The organism is Klebsiella michiganensis, assembly GCF_015139575.1.
In the GTDB taxonomy this organism is placed as follows: domain Bacteria; phylum Pseudomonadota; class Gammaproteobacteria; order Enterobacterales; family Enterobacteriaceae; genus Klebsiella; species Klebsiella michiganensis.
The window spans coordinates 3,699,561-3,717,870 of the sequence record NZ_AP022547.1 but is presented as its reverse complement, the minus strand read 5'-3'; the positions used below and the strand labels follow the sequence as shown (position 1 = coordinate 3,717,870).

Genomic DNA, 18,310 nt, shown 5'->3' with positions numbered 1-18,310 from the left:
ATGGCTCTCCACTTAAACGAGGAAAAAGTCGCCGAAGCCCATTTTTTTCAGTCCGCGGCGATAGGCGATGGAGCTGCGATCGGCGGGGATATGCGCTTCGAGCGTTAAATCCAGCGGCAGTCTCTCCGGGCGCTGGGTCTCCACCATCAGGCGATCTTCCTCAAAGACGCGCAGGTTAAAGGCGTGAACATCCTCTACCGGCACGTGCAGATCGAAATTACGCGCGATGGGCGCGAACATCCGGGTTATCCGCGAGGAAACCGGCGAGGCGGCGTTCATAATCACCAGCCTGGCCTCACCGGGAAAATGAATCGTCAGGGTGGCGGTAAACGGCAGATGCATCTCGAAATGACGCAGCCACTGGAAGCCCTCCGGCGCGCGAAACTCGGAGCTGGCGGGATAGTTGCCGACCGAACTCCAGTAATCGGCGATAAAACCAAACGACGTCTCCTGCGGGTTATAGTTCGGCACCACCTGGTTATCCGGGTCGGCGAAAGTATCGGTATGGATCCAGGCGAAATGGGCGACATCCAGAAAGCCCTCGACCTGGCGCCCCGCAAAGCCGTTGACCTCAAAGGCCGGGCAGTTGATTTGCTGAAAGCCGTCGTCGTGCCAGTGCGGCATCACCGGCAGCGGCATCGGGTTCTCCGGGTCGAAGGCCAGGCAGGTCCAGATCAGGCCATAGCGCTCCTCAACCGCAAAGCTGGTGAGGTTGAGCTTCGCCGGTACCGGCTGGTCGGGGCTGGATGGGATACGGTTACAGCGGCCATCTTCGCCGAAGCGCAGGCCGTGGTACGGGCAGACGATCCCTTCTTCATCGTGAAAGCCGAGCGTCAGCGGCACGCCGCGGTGGGGACAGACGTCGCGAGCGACCACCACCTGGCCCTTAATACGATAGATCACCAGCTGCTCATCAAGCAGGGTGGCTTTTACCGGCGCGGGGCCGATATCGCAGGCGCGGGCGACCGGGTGCCAGCATTTCGCCAGGCGCAGCCAGTCCTCCGGCTCAAAGGTGCAATGGGCGGGTGGGGTGGGTTGTGGTCTGTTCATGGCTTCTCTTCCTGCTCACAAAAACATTTGTTTAATTGTTGTGAGTTTATTGTTGTCATATTAGGGTGTTGACATCCATCAGCAAGAATTCATCCAGCCGTTGCAAAAAAGAGAACAGGTCACCGATGAGCCCATTTTCACGTTTCGCCCTCTATTTTGCCGAGGTCGCCCGCAGCGGTAGCCTGCGGCGGGCGGCAGAAAAGCTGCATATTTCCGCCTCGGCCATCAACCGGCAAATCTTGCAGGCGGAAGAGGCCTTCGGCACGCCGCTGTTCGAACGCCTGCCGGAAGGGCTGCGCATGACCACCGCCGGAGAGCTGCTGTACGACAATCTGCTGCGCTGGCAAAAGGAGTTTCATCTGACGCGGCAAAAGTTTGATGAGCTGCAGGGGCTAAAGCGCGGCACCGTTAGCCTTGGCATGGTGCAGGCGCTGGCGGAAGGGAGCTTTGCCGCCGCGCTGGCGGAGATTATCGGCAGCTGGCAGTGGCTCGAGCTGAATTTGCAGGTCGCGGATAGCCATACCGTCAGCCAGAAGGTGCGGCAGGCGGATCTTGATTTCGGCCTGATTCTGGATCCTGAAGGCCAGGCCGGACTGAGCGTACTGGCCTTTGCTGAGCTGGAGATGGGCGCGGTGATGCGTCCGGATCACCCCCAGGCGCAGGCTGCGATGCTGTCGCTAGGCGAGCTCAGCGAGGAGCGGCATATTGTTCCCGGCGCGCCGCTAATCGTCCACGATCGGGTCGCGATGCTTTATCGCCATTATGATTTTTTCCCGGCGAACAGTATCAGCTGCAACGATATCCGGCTGATTAAATCGCTGGTGCTTAAAGGCGGTGGCGTGACCATTCTCAGCCGTCTGGACGTGCTGGAAGAGGTGAAGCTCGGGCAGCTGGCGTTTGTCCCGCTGCGCAACAAGCTGCTGCGACCGCTCACCCTGGCCCTGTGCACCGCGCCATCGCGCCAGCTCTCCCGCCCGGCGCAGATGGCGATCCAGAAGCTGACCGCCGTGATGGAGGAGATGCAGGCCGGGACAGCGGCTTCCCCCCCGTCTGCGTAATATGCCCGGCCTGAAATACTCTGCGGCCTGCTTCCCCGGTGGCGCTGCGCTGACCGGGCTACGAGTTCCCCGCGTCTGCGATCCGGTAGCCCGGCTAAGGCGTTTACGCCGCGAGCCGGGAACAGACCCGGCCTGAAATACTCTGCGACCTGCTTACCCGGTGGCGCTGCGCTGACCGGGCTACGGGTTCACCTACGTCTGCGATCCGGTAGCCCGGACAGGCGCGCAGCGCCGCCTCCGGGACGGTGTCGGGGTGATGCATCGGCGTGGCTTCTTCCCGGCTCGCGCTGCGCTTAGCCGGGCTACGAGCTGACCGGGGCTTGTATGATTACTCCGTCAGAAAGAACCGGCCAGTTCTCTCTGATGGCGGTCCGGATGCCGTGTCCGGGCTTAGGCTTTCGCGCCTGTTCCGTAGATCCTTTGCACCGGACCGCCGTTCTTTCTCATGTGATAAACCGGACAGTATCATGGACCGGCTTTCACCGGTAACCCGTATTTGCAAGGTTGGTTTCACTATGGAAAATGAACTCCACTTCATCGGTATTGATGTCGCCAAAGCTAAACTGGATGTCGATATTCTTCGCCCTGATGGCCGGCATCGCTGTAAAAAATTTGACAATACCCTCTCCGGACACGAAGCGCTGGTCCGCTGGCTTCGCGGCCATGACGTGAACCGTGCCCATGTCTGCATGGAGTCCACCAGCACCTACATGGAAGACGCGGCCGCGCATCTGAGTGATGCCGGGTATACCGTGTCCATCATCAACCCCGCCCTCAGTAAAGCTTTCGCACAGAGTGAGGGGTTGCGCAGTAAAACTGACAAAGTGGACGCCCGTATGCTGGCTCACTTCTGCCGGGAAAAACGCCCGTCAGCCTGGGAGGCCCCTCATCCGACAGAGCGGGCACTGAAAGCCCTGGTGTTAAGGCATCAGGCGCTGACAGAGATGCAGACGCAGGAGAAAAACCGGCGGGAAACCGCGCCGGAGGTTCAGCTGGCCAGCATTGACATCCTGCTGGGATGTCTGAGCGCGGAGCTGGCACGTATCGAAAAACAGATAAAAGACCTGACGGATAACGACCCGGATATGAAACGACGGCGGAAGCTGCTGAACAGTATCCCGGGCATCGGGGAGAAAACAGCGGCTGTTCTGCTGGCGTATACGGGCCTGAGGCTGAAGTTCGGTACAGCGCGGCAGTTCGCGGCGTATGCAGGACTGACGCCGGTGCAGCATGAGTCGGGAAGCAGCGTGATGCGGGCGAGCCGGATGAGCAAAGCGGGGCCGGTTCAACTGCGCAAGGCGTTATACATGCCAGCGTTATCGGCGCTGTACCATACGGCGTGGGGAAAAGCGTTCAGGAAAAGGCTGGAAGAGAGCGGAAAGCGGGCAAAAGTCATCATAGGGGCGATGATGCGAAAGCTGGCGCAGGTGGCTTATGGAGTACTGAAGTCAGGAAAGGCGTTCGATGCGTCACAGCATGAGCTGTTGATAGCGTAACAACGTTCCCTGAGAAAAAACGACAGCACCAGAGAGTGCTGTCGTTGGTGTGCCTGTCATCCGGGAGCCGGAGAAAGTATCGGCAACTAAAAATGGTTGCAGGCGTTCACAGTATCTACGGGTTCCCCGGCGTCTACGATCCGGTAGCCCGGCTAAGGCGTTTACGCCGCGAGCCGGGAACAGGCCCGGCCTGAAATATTCTGCGGCCTGCTTACCCGGTGGCGCTACGCTGACCGGGCTACAGGTTCCCCGGCATCTGCGATCCGGTAGCCCGGACAGGCGCGCAGCGCCGCCTCCGGGACGGTGTCGGGGTGATGCATCGGCGTGGCTTCTTCCCGGCTCGCGCTGCGCTTAGCCGGGCTACGAGCTGACCGGGGCTACGGGTTCCCCGGCGTCTACGATCCGGTAGCCCGGCTAAGGCGTTTACGCCGCGAGCCGGGAACAGGCCCGGCCTGAAATATTCTGCGGCCTGCTTACCCGGTGGCGCTGCGCTGACCGGGCTACAGGTTCCCCGGCATCTGCGATCCGGTAGCCCGGACAGGCGCGCAGCGCCGCCTCCGGGACGGTGTCGGGGTGATGCATCGGCGTGGCTTCTTCCCGGCTCGCGCTGCGCTTAGCCGGGCTACGAGCTGCGCTGACCGGGGCTACGGGTTCCCCGGCGTCTACGATCCGGTAGCCCGGCTAAGGCGTTTACGCCGCGAGCCGGGAAGGGGGCTGATGCCAGCATCTTTACCCCAGCGGGCCGCCCTGAATGGTTTCGCACAGACCGTTGATAATCCGCTCCCCGGTTTCGGATTTCAGCTCCTGATACCAGGCTTCCGTCAGCGCCATATCTTTACCGTGGGTCACATCGCAGCGTTTACGCGCCTTCAGCACCAGGTCGCGGACCCGGTCGCAGCGCTGCGCTTCGTACTGGCGCAATACCTCGGTGATATCCCGGCTCTGGCGGAACAGATCCCCCAGCACCACCGCATCCTCCAGCGCCGCGCAGCCGCCCTGGCCGATATCCGGCGTGGTGCTGTGCCCGGCATCGCCCAGCAGCGCCACCTTGCCGCGAACCAGCCGTTCAAACGGCTCGATATCATGGATTTCAATGCGGTTAGTGGTCTGCGGGTCGAGGGCGGCAATCAGCTTCTGCACCTGCGGCGACCAGCCGCTGAAGTAGCGGCTGAGATCCGCGCGCAGGGTGCTGCGATCCTCGGCCAGCCCCGCCGGGAGCGGAACATCAAAGAAAAAGTAAAACCGTCCATCGGAGACCGGCATCAGCGACACCCGTTTCCCCTCGCCGACGAAGGTGGTCCACTGGTTGCCCGGCGCAATCGCCTCATCAATTTCCACCAGACCGTTCCAGTTAACGTAGCCCGCGTAGCGGCGCTCAGGGGTATAGCCGAGCACGTACGGGCGCAGCGCCGAATGGCTACCGTCGGCGGCAATCAGAAAATCGCCTTCAGCCATCGACCCGTCGGTAAACCAGACGCGAACCCCGTCGGCGTTTTCTTCGCAGCGGGTGACGCGTTTACCAAACTGCACGGCGTCGCGTCCCCAGAAGTCGAGCATCTCGCGCTGCAGCTCGGCGCGGGAAACCGGACAGGGACGGCCGCCGGTGCGCGCCACCAGCGGCGCGAGGCTGAACTGCGTCAGAGTCTCCCCGCGCAGATAATCCTTGTAAGCCAGAAAATACATGGGGCCGCCGTAACTCTCGATAATATCCCCCATGCCTAAATGCTTCATGCACTTAACGCCGTTAGGCCAGATGGAGATGGCCGCGCCCACCGGCTTGATTTCTTTCACCGCTTCAAAGACTTCGCAGTGGATACCGGCATTTTTTAATGCCACCGCCGCGCTCAGGCCGCCGATTCCGCCGCCGATAACTAATGCTTTCATTTGCTTCTCCTTTACATACGTCGTTATTGGCTTGAGCAATTTGCGTACCACTTTGGCGCAGGCGCTGATTTCGCCGATTCTGGCTCCCCGCGACCGTGCGGTTGCACAACGCTGGTGCGCAGAGCGGGTTTTATTGCCTTTTTATGAATCAATAATTTCTTAATTTGTAATTGAGAATCTAATGTTTCATTGTCGCGCCGAGGTCAGACGCCAGGGATCTGGCAAAAATGATGGGTTATCTGATTGAAAAAAATGAATAAAATTAAATGTTGCGCAAATGTGAGCGAGTTTGGCCTGTTTTGTGCACCCGTTCCCGCACGCTTATTCGCAACGGGATGAAACGACCATGTCAGATGAAAAAAACGGCGGCTTACTGTACGGCCTTGAGCAGCGGATCCCGCCGCTCCCGGCTTTTTTTAGCGCCTTACAGCACGTACTCGCCGGGCTGGTAGGCATTATTACGCCGCCGCTGATTATCGGCGCGGCGCTGGGGCTGGGGGAGTGGCTGCCCTATTTGATCAGCATGTCCCTGCTGGCTTCCGGCATCGGGACCTTCCTGCAATCCAACCGCCTGTGGGGGATCGGCGCGGGCATGATCTGTATGCAGGGAACCAGCTTTGCGTTCCTCGGCGTCGCCATTGCCGGCGGTATGTGGGTAAAAGGGCAGGGCGGCACGCCGCAGGATATTATGGCCATGCTGTTTGGCGTCAACGTTGTTGCCGCGCTGGTGCCCTGTCTCGTCAGCCGCTTTATTGAACCGCTGAAGCGCATTTTTACTCCGGTGATTACCGGCAGCGTGATTGCGCTGATCGGCATTAGCCTGATTAAAGTCAGCGTCATTAACTGGTGCGGCGGCGAGCAGGCTAAAGCGTTTGCCAGCATGAGCAATATCGCCCTCGGCGCGGGCACGCTGGGGACCATCGTCCTGCTGAGCTGTGCGAAAAACCGCTGGCTGCGTCTCTCTTCGGTGGTAGTGGGGATTGCCGTCGGCTGCGCGGCGGCGGCGCTGAGCGGATCGTTCCAGCTTAAAGGCGTCGGCGATGTCTGGTTCCGCTTACCGCAGCTGTTCCCGTTTGGTTTTCAGTTTAACAGCGCGATTTTTCTGCCGATTGCGCTGGTGTCGCTGGTCTGCATTCTTGAGGCGGTAGGCGATCTGACGGCCAATTGCCTGATCTCTCAGCAGTCGATAGATGACGAGGCCTTTCGTTCGCGGCTGAAAGGCGGCATTCTTGCCGATGGCATAAGCTGCATGGTGGCGGCGATGCTGTGCGCGTTCCCCAATACCACCTTTGCGCAAAACAACGGCGTGATTCAGATGACCGGCGTCGCCAGCCGCTACGTTGGCCGCTACATCGGGGTGATTTTGATTCTGCTGGGCCTGTTTCCGCCGTTCGGCGAGATACTGCGCCAGATTCCGGCGCCGGTGCTGGGCGGCGCGACGATGGTGATGTTTGGCTGCGTTGTGGCGGCGGGGATCCGCATTATCACCCAGAAACCGCTAACCCGTCGCGATATGCTGATCGTTGGCCTGGCCTTCGGTTTTGGTCTCGGCATTGAAGCGGTTCCGGCGTTTCTGACCCACTTCCCGCCGATCGTGGGTAACCTGTTCGGTTCCGCGGCGACCAGCGGCGGGCTGGTGGCGATTGTCCTGAATCTGATTATTCCGGAAGAGAAACCGGCCGCGGCGGCGGCCACAAGGAGCACCGATGATCGCGCTGAATCACTTTAATCAGCTGAGCGGCGAACATGCCGTCGCCGTGCTGGAACCCTGCGTGGCCATCTCCGGCTGGGCGGCGGCGCTGGCCGCCGGCCGGCCCTGGCGCAGCCGCGCTGATTTACTCAGCGCCGCCCGGCGGCTGATGGCGGCGTGGGGCGAAGCGGAGCTGACCGAGGCGCTAAGCGCCCATCCGCGTATCGGCGAAAAGCCCGCCGGGTCTCAGGCGCACGCGGCGCTCTCGCGTCAGGAACAGGGAAGCGTTGATGACCGCGATGCTGCGCTGGCGCAGGCGCTGAAAGAGGGCAACGCCCGCTACGAAGCGCGATTTGGCCGGGTCTTTTTGATTCGCGCGAAAGGGCGCAGCGGGGATGAAATCCTGGCGGCGCTGTCGCGTCGCCTGCAAAACAGCGAGCGCGCAGAAGTCGAGGACGCGTTAGCGCAGCTGCGCGAAATCACCCTATTAAGACTGGAAGGAGCGATTGGCGAATGAGTACCTTAAGCACCCATATTCTGGATATTTCCACCGGCCGGCCGGCGCAGGGCGTAAAGATTGCGCTGGAGCGCGAAGGCGCGCTGGTTGCCCGCGGCGTCACCGATGATAACGGCCGCATTGGCGAACTCGGCGCCGGGACGCTGGCACCGGGGCGTTACCGGTTGTGCGCGGAAATCGGCGAGTGGTTTGCCGCCAGCGGGCGCGAGACGCTCTACCTGAGCGCGCAGATTGATTTCGTCATCCGCGAAGCGGCTGGCGAGCACTATCATTTACCGTTTTTAATTTCCCCCGGCGGCTGGTCTACCTATCGCGGCAGCTAAATTTCCCCGGAGGCGGCGCTGCGCGCCTGTCCGGGCTATGAGTTCGGCGCTGTCTGTGGTCTGGTAGCCCGGACAGGCACAACGTGCCGCCTCCGGGAAAGGGACTACTGCGCAGCCGCATCCCCCCACACGCGCTCGCCGTTTACCCACGTCTCGCTGATATTACGTTCATCGCCCAGGGTCATCAGCACGAACAGCTGTTCATAGATATCTTTGCAGCGCCCGCTGCGTAACCTTTGCAGCGGCGTGACCGCCGGGTCGATAACCACGAAATCGGCCTCTTTGCCGGGCTGGAAATTGCCAATCTTCTCGTCAAGGCGCAGCGCGCGCGCGCCGCCAAGGGTCGCATGGTAGAAGGCTTCGCTGGCGCGCAGGCGATAGCTTTGCAGCTGGCTGACCTTATACGCCTCGCCGAGGGTGCGCAGCATACTGAACGTTGTGCCCGCGCCAACATCGCTACCGATGCCCATGCGCACTTTGTTCTGCCAGCAGGCCGGTAAACGAAACAGCCCGCTGCCGAGAAACAGGTTTGACGTCGGGCAGAAGGCCAGCGCTGAACCGGTCTCGTGCAGGCACTGCCACTCGGCGTCCGCCAGGTGAATGCCGTGGGCAAACACGCTGCGCTCGCCGGTCAGCCGATAGTGATGGTAGACGTCAAGATAGTGCTCATGCTCCGGCCACAGGCTTTTTACCCAGGCCACTTCGTTGAGGTTTTCGCTCAAATGGGTATGCAGCCAGGTATCGGGAAACTCTTCCCGCAGCTGCCGCACCGCGGCCAGCAGCTCCGGCGTTGAGGTCGGCGCGAAGCGCGGCGTAATGGCATAGCCGAGGCGGCCGCGCCGGTGCCAGCGTTCAATCAGTTCGCGAGTTTGCCGGTAGCTCTGCTCCGCGCTTTCGCTCAGGTAGTCCGGCGCGTGGCGATCCATCATCACTTTGCCGGCGAGCAGGCGCATATTCAGGCGCAGCGCTTCGTTAAACAGGGCATCCACCGATTGCGGATGCAGCGTACAAAAAACCAGTGCGGTGGTGGTGCCGTGGCTCAGCAGCTGGTTGACAAAAAACTGCGCGATCTCCGCGGCGTAGTCGGCATCGGCAAACTGGCTCTCCACCGGAAAGGTATAAGTGGTGAGCCACTCCAGCAGCTGCTCGCCAAATGCGCCGATCATCTCGGTTTGCGGATAGTGGACGTGGGCATCGACAAACCCCGGCAGCAGTAGCTTACCGCGCAGGTCGCGATAGCCCTTCTGCGGGTGCAGAAAGCGTTCGCCCTCCTGCCACGGCAGCAGCGCCTGAATGCGTCCGTCGCGAAGAAACAGCACGCCATCCTCGAGATAGCGCGCCTGGCGGGCGATATCGTCGGCGCTCTCGGCAACCCCGGCGATATCGAAAAATGCGCCGCGAACTGCGGCATGGTAGTCCATCATCATAGCTGCCCTGTGGGTTAGCGAAAGGATAGGTTGATTGAGCAAGATTAATGCCAGTTTGCGCAGGCGGAGAGCCGCCGCGACGTGACGCCGCGGCGGGAAGGCCGGGTTACTCTTTCTGGGCGAGGGCGCTGAAGCCGGCGGTGGCGCCGACGCGCTCGTCGCGGGCGATCCAGCGGTAGGCCGCGCCGCTCAGGAAGACGCCGATAAACCAGCTAAAGTTAGCCACTTCGTGCAGGGCCGGAATAAAGCTGATGACCAGACCAATCGCGACGGAGGGCACCAGGGCGGCGATCGCTTTCGGGTTAAAGCCGTTGCGGTACCAGTACTGGCCTTTTGGCGTGTCGTCGAACAGATCGTTAACGGAAACCTTGCCGCGTTTAATGATGTAGAAGTCCACGATCAGGATACCGAACAGCGGGCCGATAAACGCCCCCAGCACGTCGAGGGTGTAGTGGATCAGCTCCGGCGAGTTAAACAGGTTCCACGGCGTCAGCAAAATCGATCCCACGGCGGCAATCATCCCGCCGGTGCGGAAGCTGATTTTCTGCGGCGAGCAGTTAGAGAAATCGAACGCCGGAGAGACAAAGTTGGCCACGATATTAATCCCGATGGTGGCGGTGATCATGGTCAGCAGGCCAATGGCGACCGCCAGGTCGTTACCCACGCGGCTCACGGTCTCAATCGGGTCGGTGATCATGCGGCCAAACAGCGACTGCGTGCCGGAGACAATCACCACGGTCACGATGGAGAACAGCAGGAAGTTAAACGGCAGGCCCCAGCGGTTGCCGCGGCGGATCTCACCCATGCTTTTGCCGTAGCGCGAGAAATCGCCAAAGTTGAGCAGCGGGCCGGAGAAGTAGGAGACCACCAGCGCGGTGGCGGTGATCATCTGCCAGGTCTGCTCCCCGGCGCTCAGCGATTTGCTGGCGAGGGTAAAGGAGATCCCGTCAAAACCGGTTTTGTATACAATCCATCCCGCCAGCGCCAGCATCACCACGTAGACCGCCGGGCCGGCGATATCGATAAAGCGCTTGATGGCGTTCATCCCGTGCCAGAACACCATCGCCTGCAGCAGCCACATGGTGGCGAAGCAGAGCCAGCCCAGATGCGACAGGCCAAGGAAGCTGGAAGCGGTGAGCGTCGACAGCGAGGGCCAGAACTTCAGCAGCACCAGCATCAGCGCGTTGGCGGCGAGATAGGTCTGAATGCCGTACCACGCGAAGGCGATAAGCCCGCGGATCACCGCCGGAATATTGGCCCCAAAGACGCCAAACGCCTGACGGCAAATGACCGCGTAGGGCACCCCCGCCATCTGGCTGGGCTTCGCCACCAGGTTAGCGCACAGCTGAACGATGCAAATCCCCACCAGCAGGCACAGCAGCACCTGCCAGCTCGCAAGACCAAGGGTAAAGAAGCTTGCCGCCACCACGTAGCCTCCCATGCTGTGCACGTCCGACATCCAGAAAGAAAAGATGTTGTACCAGCTCCAGTTCTGGTCGCGCGTTGGCGCCAGATCCTCATTGCAAAGCCGTGGGCTGTATCCAGCGTGGGGATCAGCGGCCTTAACCTGATGCGTATTTTGTTGATTTGGCATGAAACCTGCTCCTGTAAATGAACACCCGTTTAAATGGATTGCCGAGGCTGTTGCAGGAATCAGGCCAAAACAGTTAATTTTGTATGCAAGAATTAAATTTTATGTATACGATTCGATATCAAAAAGTGAAAGTCGGAGTGGTTAATGAGCAACCAACATCGTCTGCAGGCCGCGCCAGAACTGCAGGATAAAGACGAATCCATCTATCAGGCGCTGATGACCGCGATCGTCGAGCATCAGCTGCCGCCGGGGAGCAAACTGCCGGAGGAGGCGCTGGCGGAGGTGTTTGGCGTAAGCCGCACCGGGATCAGAAAAGTGCTGCAACGACTCGCGACTGTGCAAATGGTCGCCCTGACGCCCAAACGTGGTGCACAGGTCGCCAGCCCAACGGTCGAAGAGGCGCAGGCGATCTTCCGTACCCGCGCGCTGCTGGAGGTGGCCAACCTGCCGGATGTGCTGACCCGCTGCCAGCCGCCGCACCTGGCGGCGCTGGAGGCCATTATCCGTCAGGAGCAACAGGCGCATGAACGCTATGACGGCCCGGCGGCGATCCGCTATTCGGCCGAGTTTCATATCCAGCTGCAGGCGATCTCCGGCAATCAGGTGCTCACCGAGATGGTGACCCGCCTGAGCCAGCGTTCATCCTTGGTTATCGCGGCGTGGGGATCGCCGTGGCGTCAGGGCTGCCGCTGCGACGATCACGAACAGCTTGTCCAGCTGCTGCGCGACAAGGCGCTCCAGCCCCTGAGCGACGCCTTAAGCCACCATTTTGAACATATTGTCGCCAGCCTCTGTTTTGAGCGCTCTGGCGTGACTCTGCCCGATTTTGCCCGGCTGTTTGCCGGCTATAAGGAGCCGTAATGGCCGCTGTTTGTATACAAGTCATCAACCCCAACACCAGCCTGGCTATGACGGAAACCATCGGCGCCGCCGCGCGGGCGGCTGCCGCGCCGGGAACCGAGATTCTGGCGGTCTGCCCCCGCGAGGGCGTGCCGTCGATAGAGGGCCACTTTGATGAAGCCATCGCCGCCGTGGGCGTGCTGGAGCAGATCAAAGCCGGTCGTCAACAGGGGGTAGACGGGCACGTGATCGCCTGTTTTGGCGACCCCGGGCTGCTGGCGGCGCGCGAGCTGGCGCAGGGGCCGGTGGTGGGGATTGCCGAAGCGGCGATGCATATGGCGACGCTGGTGGCCACCCGTTTTTCCATCGTGACCACGCTGCCGCGCACCCTGATCATCGCCCGTCATCTGCTGCACCAGTATGGTTTTCATGACCACTGCGCCGCCCTGCACGCCATTGATTTACCGGTGCTGGCGCTGGAGGACGGCAGCGGTCTGGCGCAGGAGAAAGTACGAGCGCGCTGTATCCAGTCGCTAAAAGAGGACGGCTGCGGGGCTATCGTGCTGGGCTGCGGCGGGATGGCGACGCTGGCCCAGGAGCTGACCCGCGAGCTGCGCGTGCCGGTGATCGATGGCGTCAGCGCGGCGGTCAAAATGGTTGAGTCGCTGGTGGCGTTAGGCCTGTCGACCAGCAAGCAGGGCGATTTAGGGTTTCCGGAAGCCAAGGCGTTGAGCGGCAAATTTCAGGCATTAAATCCCTTTTAATATGAAGAGGTAGCAGATGGCATTTTTGGCAGACGATTACCCGCGCGACCTGCGCGGCTACGGTGGACAGCCGCCGCACGCGCGGTGGCCGAACAATGCGCGCATCGCCGTGCAGTTTGTTCTGAACTACGAAGAGGGCTCGGAAAACCACGTGCTGCACGGCGATGCCGGTTCTGAGCAGTTTCTGTCCGATATTATCGGCGCCGCCAGCTATCCTGACCGGCATATGTCGATGGATTCGCTGTATGAGTACGGCAGCCGCGCCGGTTTCTGGCGCATCCATAATGAGTTCAGCCAGCGGGGACTGCCGCTGACCGTGTTTGGCGTCGCCATGGCGCTGGCGCGTCATCCCGAGGTGGTCGAGGCGATTAAGTCGGCGAACTATGACGTGGTCAGCCACGGCTGGCGCTGGATCCACTACCAGAATATGCCTATCGAGCAGGAGCGGGAGCATCTTCATAAAGCCGTGCAGGTGTTAACCGATCTGTTTGGCAAACCGCCCACCGGCTGGTATACCGGGCGCGATAGTCCCCATACCCGCCAGTTGGTGGTGGAGCACGGCGGTTTTGATTACGACAGCGACTATTATGGCGACGATCTGCCGTTCTGGAGCGAGGTGGCCTGCGGCGACGGGACGCGTAAGCCGCACCTGATCGTACCTTATACCCTCGACGCCAACGATATGCGCTTTGCCACCGCCCAGGGGTTCAATACCGCCGAGCAGTTTTACACCTATTTGAAAGACAGCTTCGATGTGCTGTACGCCGAGGGGGCCAGCGCGCCGAAGATGATGTCCATCGGGATGCACTGCCGCCTGCTGGGGCGCCCGGGCCGCTTCCGCGCGCTGCAGCGTTTCCTTGATTATGTGCAGCAGCACGACCAGGTTTGGGTCTGCACTCGTCAGCAGATTGCCGACCACTGGCGCGACGTTCATCCGTTCCGGGGGTAAAGGCGTTCCCCGGGTCGCGCCGCAAGCGGCTTACCCGGGCTACAGCTCTGCAAACGGCCGCAATCCGGTAGGACCCGTAGCCCGGGTAAGCGCAGCGCAACCCGGGGGATACCGGGAAAGGCGCGGGGCTTAACTCATCAAACTCACCTGGGCGGCGACGATGCGCCAGCCGCAGGGGAAGCGCACCCAGGTTTGCTGCTGTCGGCCAATGCGTTCGCTGCCTTCGCGGGTGAATTCGGTGCTGCACACCGCGTAATCCTCGCCGAAGGTGGTGATGGTGGTGTGCCGCAGCGCGCGCTGCAGGCCGGCGGCCGGGCGGGCGGCGCGAAAGGCGCGGATTTCGTCGATACCGTAGAGATTTTCCCCGGCCCCCAGCCGCACCGTGCGCTTATCGTGCCAGAACAGCTCATCCAGTACCGCGATATCGTTGCTCACCAGCGCTTCCTCATAGCGGTAAAACGCCGCCGTCACCTCGGCGAGAACCAACGGGCGATTAATCTGCTCTTGCGTCATCATGCTGCTATCTCCACCGGGCGGGCGTCGGTAATGCCCATCTCTTCCAGCGCCCGCGCCGCGCGCAGACAGGCTTGTTCATTAAAAGGCGCGGCAATCAGCTGCAGGCCAATCGGCTGACCGTTCGCCGTACGCAGCGGCACGGTGACCACCGGCAGGCCAAGGAAGGAGATGGGCTGGGTCAGCATCCCCATGCTGGCGCGAATCGGCAGCGGCTGGCCGTTAATCTCCATGGTCTGCGCGCCGATGAGCGTCGCGCTGCACGGCGTGGCCGGGGCGATCAGCACATCCGCATGGGCGAACAGGGCTTTAAACGCCTGCTGCGCGTGGCGGCGGAAGCGCTGGGCCTGAAGATACCAGGCCGACGGGATCATCGCGCCCGCCAGCAGGCGCTCGCGGGAGTTCGGCTCAAAACGTTCGGGCTGGCTACGCAGCGCGGGCAGGTACTGATTTCCGCCCTCGGCGGCGCTGATAATAAACGCCGCCGAGCGGGCCAGCTCCGCCTCCGGGAAAATCACAGCCTCATGCGCCGCCAGCGCCCCGGCGACGCGAGCGACGGCCGCACGGGCGTCGTTATCGCACCATGTCGTAAAATAACCGCCGAGCGTGGCGCAGCGCAGGCCTTCGAGACCGCGCGACAGCAGATTAGCCGTGCGCTCGCTGGCCTTGTCGGCCTGAAAACCATCGCCCGGATCGCGACCCTGCAGGGCATCGTAAACCGCGGAAAGGTCGCTGACGCAGCGGGCAAACGGACCGATATGGTCGAGGCTGGCGACGAAAGGATGGCTGCCGGAGCGCGATAAACGGCCAAAGGTCGGCTTGAGGCCGAAGATCCCGCACAGCGAGGCCGGGACGCGAATGGAGCCGTTGGTATCGCTGCCCAGCGAGAAATTCACCAGCCCGGCGGCCACCGCCGCCGCCGACCCGCCCGAGGAGCCGCCTGCAATCCGCGAAAGATCGTGCGGGTTACGCGTCGCCCCGTAGTGGCTGTTCTCGGTGGTAAAACCGTAGGCGTAGGCATCCATATTCAGCATCCCGGAGAGCAGCGCGCCCGCGCTATGCAGCTGGCGCACCGCCCAGCTGTCGGCGGCGGCGGCGGGGCGATCGCTCAGCAGCTGCGCCCCGGCAAGGGTGGTATGGCCGGCGACATCGAACAGATTTTTCACCGCGTAGGGAACGCCTGCCAGCGCGGGCAGGGGCTTTTTTTCCCGCCGCAGGGTATCGATATTCTCCGCCTCAGCGAGCATGCGCTTTTCGCTGACGTGGGTCCAGGCGTTGATCTGCGGGTTAACGCGGGCGATGTTCTCCAGGGTGTGGCGGGCGATCTCTTTGGCGCTGAGCTCGCCGGTGGCCAGCGCGCGCTGGATTTCGTGAATCGTCATTTCAGGTAGCTTCATGCTTTATAGACTCCGGCGATTTCGACGCGATCGTCGAGGGGAAAGGCCAGCAGCGGCCCGGCCATGGCGGCAATGCGGCTAAACTGCATCCTGAGCTCTGCGCGCCGCGCATCGTCCAGCTCCAGCGCCAGCAGCTGTTCCATTTGTGTGAGGTAAGCGTCCCATTCGTTGTGCGGTGTGTTCATCATCAGCTCCTAATAGCCGGCGGCGGAGCCGTTGCTGCGCGGATCGCTGGCCCCCTCAAACAGGCCGTTGGGATGGCGAACAATCGCCCCGGCGTGGCCCATGGCTTCGCTAAAATCGGCCAGCACGTCAACGTCGTGCCCCAGCTGACGCAGGCGGGCAACGCTTTCGGCGCTGAAGCGGCCCTCCAGCTTGAGCGAGTCGGAAGTCTGCCCCCAGGTACGCCCCAGCAGCCAGCGCGGCCGGGTGATGCTCTCCTGTAGCGGCACGTTTTGCATGACGTAGCGGGTGAAAATAGCGGCCTGAGTTTGCGGCTGGCCGTCGCCGCCCATGGATCCGTACACCATCACCCGGCCATCGTTCAGCCTTGCGGCGGCGGGGTTGAGGGTGTGAAACGGCTGCTTGCCGGGCGCCAGCGCCAGCAGGTGGCGCGGGTCGAGGCTGAACGATGCCCCGCGGTTCTGCCAGACAATGCCGCTTTCCGGCAGCACCACGCCGCTGCCGAACTCGTGGTACAGGCTTTGGATAAAGGAGACCGCCAGCCCGCTTTTATCGATAACCCCCATCCATACGGTGTCGCCCGGGCCTTTGCCCGCGCCCCACGGGGCCGCCCGCTGGTCGTCAATATTCTCCGCCAGCGGCTGCAGCGCCGCCGGCGTCAGCAGGCTCTGGATATCGACATCAAGGTGGCGAGGATCGGTGATATGCGCGTCGCGCAGGCCGAAGGCCAGCTTGGTCGCCTCCACAATTCGGTGGACGGTCATCGCATCGTCGGCATCGGCCATCGCCAGCCTGTCGGTGATGCCGAGGATCGCCAGCGAAACCAGCCCCTGGGTCGGCGGCGCGAGGTTCCACAGTTCGCCGTGCTGGTGCGCCAGCCTGAGCGGCTGGGGGCGGCGAGCGCGATGCTGCTGTAGGTCGCTAAGGGTGACGGGCAGTCCGTACTTTTCCATACCGCGGGCCAACTGCTCCGCCAGCGGCCCGCGATAGAAGCTGTCTAAACCGTCTTCGGTTAATCGGCGCAGGGTGTTCGCCAGCGCCGGCTGCAAAAAGCGGCTCCCGGCCTTCGGCGGCTGGCCGTCCACCAGAAAGGTTTCGGCGAAGCCGGGCTGGTCGCGCAGTTCGCTGAATTTATCGGCGGTCGCGCTGGCCTGCGAGGCGGTCACCGGGATACCGCCGGCGGCGTAGCCAATGGCATCTTCCAGCAGACGCGTCAGCGGCAGCGATTTCCCGGTTAACTCCCGCGAAACCTTAAGCGCTTCGTCCCAGCCGCTGACGGTGCCCGCCACGGTCAGGGCCGCCTGCGGTCCGCGGTGGGGGATCTGCGCGAGGCCGGCGTATGCCTGCGGCGTCGCCAGCGACCCCGCCGCGCCGCTGGCGTCAATGGCGATGGGATCGCCCTCGGGGGGCACGATAAGCCAGAAGCCATCGCCGCCGAGGCCATTCATATGCGGGTAAACCACGGCGATGGTCGCAGCGGCGGCGACCATCGCTTCGATGGCGCTTCCGCCTTCGCGCAGAACCGCCAGCGCGCTCTGGCTGGCCAGATGATGGGGCGCAACCGCCATCCCGCGGGCGGCAACATGACTTTGCATGGGGTGTCCTCAATTAAGCGAAATGTCCGCAGAGGGTTGCAAAAGCTGTTCCATGTCTGAACGTAAAGTTTCAATCGTTGCCGACGATGGGCGTTTTTTGCCGAACTGGCATGCATTATGAAAGGCGTTAGCGGTATAGTGCGGTGAAACGAAAGTTACAGAGGTCTTATGCAACAGCTTGATGAACGACTGAAAGAGCAGTACCCGTCATTATCGCCCCAGGAGCAGCGGGTGGCGGATTTTATTTTCGATCATTTTGATGACCTGATTAGCTACAACAGCGCCGAGCTGGCGCAGCTGAGCGGCGTATCGAAAGCCACGGTCAGCCGTCTGTTCAAGCGCCTGGGCTATGAAAAATATAAAGATATGCGCGATGAGCTGCGCACCCTGCGCCAGAGCGGAATGCCGCTGACCGATAATCGCGATGCGGTGCAGGGCAACACGCTGCTGGCGCGCCACTATAAACAGGAGATGGCCAACCTGACCCAGTGGGTTAACGCCCTTGATGTCCAGCAGTTCGCCGAGGCGATTCAGGCGCTGGTGAGCGCCCGGCGTATCGTGATTATCGGCATGCGCAATGCTTATCCGGCGGCGCTGCATCTGCGCCAGCAGCTCCTGCAGGCGCGCGGGCAGGTGCTGGTGCTGCCGCAGCCGGGACAAAGCTTAAGCGAAGAGCTGGTGGACTTAACCGCCGACGATCTGGTGGTGGTAATGGCGTTCCGCCGCCGCCCGCGAATTATTCGCCCGCTGCTGCTGCAGCTGCAGAGCAGCGGCATTCCGGCGCTGCTGATGTGCGAGCCGCAGGCCCACGGCCTGTTTCCGCTGGCGCGCTGGCGGCTCTGCGCGCCGCTGGATAGCGTATCGGCCTACGACAGCTACGCCTCGGTCAATAGCCTGATCAATCTGCTGTCGAACGCCTTTCTGCACGAAATTCTCGATAAAGGCCGCCCGCGCATTCACGACATCGCCACCCTTTATCAGCAGTTGGACGAGCTGGAACAACGATAATGGGGCTCCAGCGTGGTGCTTT

The 18,310-nt window shown here is 61.9% G+C and carries 16 protein-coding genes and 1 pseudogene; 9 read left to right on the top strand and 8 right to left on the bottom strand.

Going from position 1 to position 18,310, the window contains the following annotated elements; translation table 11 throughout:
- Positions 1 to 12: 12 nt before the first annotated feature.
- Positions 13 to 1,050 carry a molybdenum cofactor-independent xanthine hydroxylase subunit HpxD gene (gene hpxD, locus JLG71_RS17485; RefSeq protein ID WP_014228754.1) on the bottom strand — a complete coding sequence of 346 codons (1,038 nt, stop codon included), beginning with the start codon at positions 1,048 to 1,050 and terminating at the stop codon, positions 13 to 15.
- A gap of 125 nt (positions 1,051 to 1,175) precedes the next feature.
- Here hpxD and hpxR point away from each other — a divergent pair, with 125 nt between their 5' ends.
- Positions 1,176 to 2,108, top strand: coding sequence for a LysR family hpxDE operon transcriptional regulator HpxR (gene hpxR / locus JLG71_RS17480; protein ID WP_025106218.1), 933 nt, complete (start codon positions 1,176 to 1,178; stop codon positions 2,106 to 2,108).
- Positions 2,109 to 2,623: 515 nt separating this feature from the next.
- The gene (locus JLG71_RS17475; protein ID WP_032747738.1) at positions 2,624 to 3,604 is read left to right on the top strand and encodes an IS110 family RNA-guided transposase; all 981 of its coding nucleotides are present in this window, start codon (positions 2,624 to 2,626) and stop codon (positions 3,602 to 3,604) included.
- A 729-nt stretch (positions 3,605 to 4,333) separates the two neighbouring features.
- Here JLG71_RS17475 and hpxO read toward each other — a convergent pair.
- On the bottom strand, positions 4,334 to 5,488 hold the full coding sequence (gene hpxO / locus JLG71_RS17470; RefSeq protein WP_014228756.1) for an FAD-dependent urate hydroxylase HpxO: 1,155 nt from the start codon (positions 5,486 to 5,488) through the stop codon (positions 4,334 to 4,336).
- Positions 5,489 to 5,834: 346 nt separating this feature from the next.
- On the opposite strand from hpxO, the gene JLG71_RS17465 reads away from it, so the two are divergent.
- From JLG71_RS17465 to uraH, 3 genes are read left to right on the top strand one after another with little or no spacing between them, the layout of a single operon-like run.
- Positions 5,835 to 7,217 (top strand): nucleobase:cation symporter-2 family protein, encoded by a 1,383-nt coding sequence (locus JLG71_RS17465; protein ID WP_014228757.1) that lies wholly within the window; start codon positions 5,835 to 5,837, stop codon positions 7,215 to 7,217.
- Positions 7,195 to 7,695 carry a 2-oxo-4-hydroxy-4-carboxy-5-ureidoimidazoline decarboxylase gene (gene uraD / locus JLG71_RS17460; RefSeq protein ID WP_038424292.1) on the top strand — a complete coding sequence of 167 codons (501 nt, stop codon included), beginning with the start codon at positions 7,195 to 7,197 and terminating at the stop codon, positions 7,693 to 7,695. Before JLG71_RS17465 ends, uraD begins: the two co-directional genes overlap by 23 nt.
- The gene (uraH, locus tag JLG71_RS17455) at positions 7,692 to 8,018 is read left to right on the top strand and encodes a hydroxyisourate hydrolase (protein ID WP_014228759.1); all 327 of its coding nucleotides are present in this window, start codon (positions 7,692 to 7,694) and stop codon (positions 8,016 to 8,018) included. Before uraD ends, uraH begins: the two co-directional genes overlap by 4 nt.
- 104 nt (positions 8,019 to 8,122) lie before the next feature.
- Here uraH and guaD read toward each other — a convergent pair whose 3' ends face one another.
- Together guaD and JLG71_RS17445 are read right to left on the bottom strand one after the other, a co-directional pair.
- Positions 8,123 to 9,442, bottom strand: coding sequence for a guanine deaminase (guaD, locus tag JLG71_RS17450; protein ID WP_032693409.1), 1,320 nt, complete (start codon positions 9,440 to 9,442; stop codon positions 8,123 to 8,125).
- A gap of 109 nt (positions 9,443 to 9,551) precedes the next feature.
- The gene (locus JLG71_RS17445) at positions 9,552 to 11,039 is read right to left on the bottom strand and encodes an NCS1 family nucleobase:cation symporter-1 (protein ID WP_014228761.1); all 1,488 of its coding nucleotides are present in this window, start codon (positions 11,037 to 11,039) and stop codon (positions 9,552 to 9,554) included.
- Positions 11,040 to 11,183: 144 nt separating this feature from the next.
- Here JLG71_RS17445 and JLG71_RS17440 point away from each other — a divergent pair, with 144 nt between their 5' ends.
- The 3 genes and pseudogenes from JLG71_RS17440 (at position 11,184) to puuE (ending at position 13,592) form a co-directional block, all read left to right on the top strand.
- Complete coding sequence (locus JLG71_RS17440; protein WP_014228762.1) at positions 11,184 to 11,900, top strand: GntR family transcriptional regulator; 717 nt, start codon at positions 11,184 to 11,186, stop codon at positions 11,898 to 11,900.
- Positions 11,900 to 12,772 (top strand): annotated as a pseudogene (locus JLG71_RS17435) (aspartate/glutamate racemase family protein); the annotation flags it as partial. The gene JLG71_RS17440 and the pseudogene JLG71_RS17435, both read left to right, overlap by 1 nt.
- Positions 12,660 to 13,592, top strand: a complete 933-nt coding sequence (gene puuE, locus JLG71_RS17430) for an allantoinase PuuE (RefSeq protein WP_004849698.1) — start codon at positions 12,660 to 12,662, stop codon at positions 13,590 to 13,592. The pseudogene JLG71_RS17435 and the gene puuE, both read left to right, overlap by 113 nt.
- 129 nt (positions 13,593 to 13,721) lie before the next feature.
- Here puuE and hpxZ read toward each other — a convergent pair whose 3' ends face one another.
- Genes hpxZ through hpxW form a run of 4 tightly spaced genes read right to left on the bottom strand, consistent with a single transcriptional unit; the run spans position 13,722 to position 17,280 of the window.
- Positions 13,722 to 14,108, bottom strand: a complete 387-nt coding sequence (hpxZ, locus tag JLG71_RS17425) for an oxalurate catabolism protein HpxZ (protein ID WP_009653539.1) — start codon at positions 14,106 to 14,108, stop codon at positions 13,722 to 13,724.
- A complete protein-coding gene (locus JLG71_RS17420; protein ID WP_064375813.1) occupies positions 14,105 to 15,502 on the bottom strand; it encodes an AtzE family amidohydrolase in 1,398 nt (465 codons plus the stop codon). The genes hpxZ and JLG71_RS17420 overlap by 4 nt, the downstream gene beginning before the upstream one ends.
- Positions 15,499 to 15,687: an oxalurate catabolism protein HpxX gene (hpxX, locus tag JLG71_RS17415; protein WP_047725089.1), complete on the bottom strand. Its 189-nt coding sequence runs from the start codon at positions 15,685 to 15,687 to the stop codon at positions 15,499 to 15,501. The genes JLG71_RS17420 and hpxX overlap by 4 nt, the downstream gene beginning before the upstream one ends.
- 9 nt (positions 15,688 to 15,696) lie before the next feature.
- Positions 15,697 to 17,280: an oxamate amidohydrolase gene (gene hpxW / locus JLG71_RS17410; RefSeq protein WP_064375814.1), complete on the bottom strand. Its 1,584-nt coding sequence runs from the start codon at positions 17,278 to 17,280 to the stop codon at positions 15,697 to 15,699.
- A gap of 168 nt (positions 17,281 to 17,448) precedes the next feature.
- Here hpxW and hpxU point away from each other — a divergent pair, with 168 nt between their 5' ends.
- Positions 17,449 to 18,288: a MurR/RpiR family transcriptional regulator HpxU gene (hpxU, locus tag JLG71_RS17405; RefSeq protein WP_032749663.1), complete on the top strand. Its 840-nt coding sequence runs from the start codon at positions 17,449 to 17,451 to the stop codon at positions 18,286 to 18,288.
- Positions 18,289 to 18,310 lie beyond the last annotated feature (22 nt).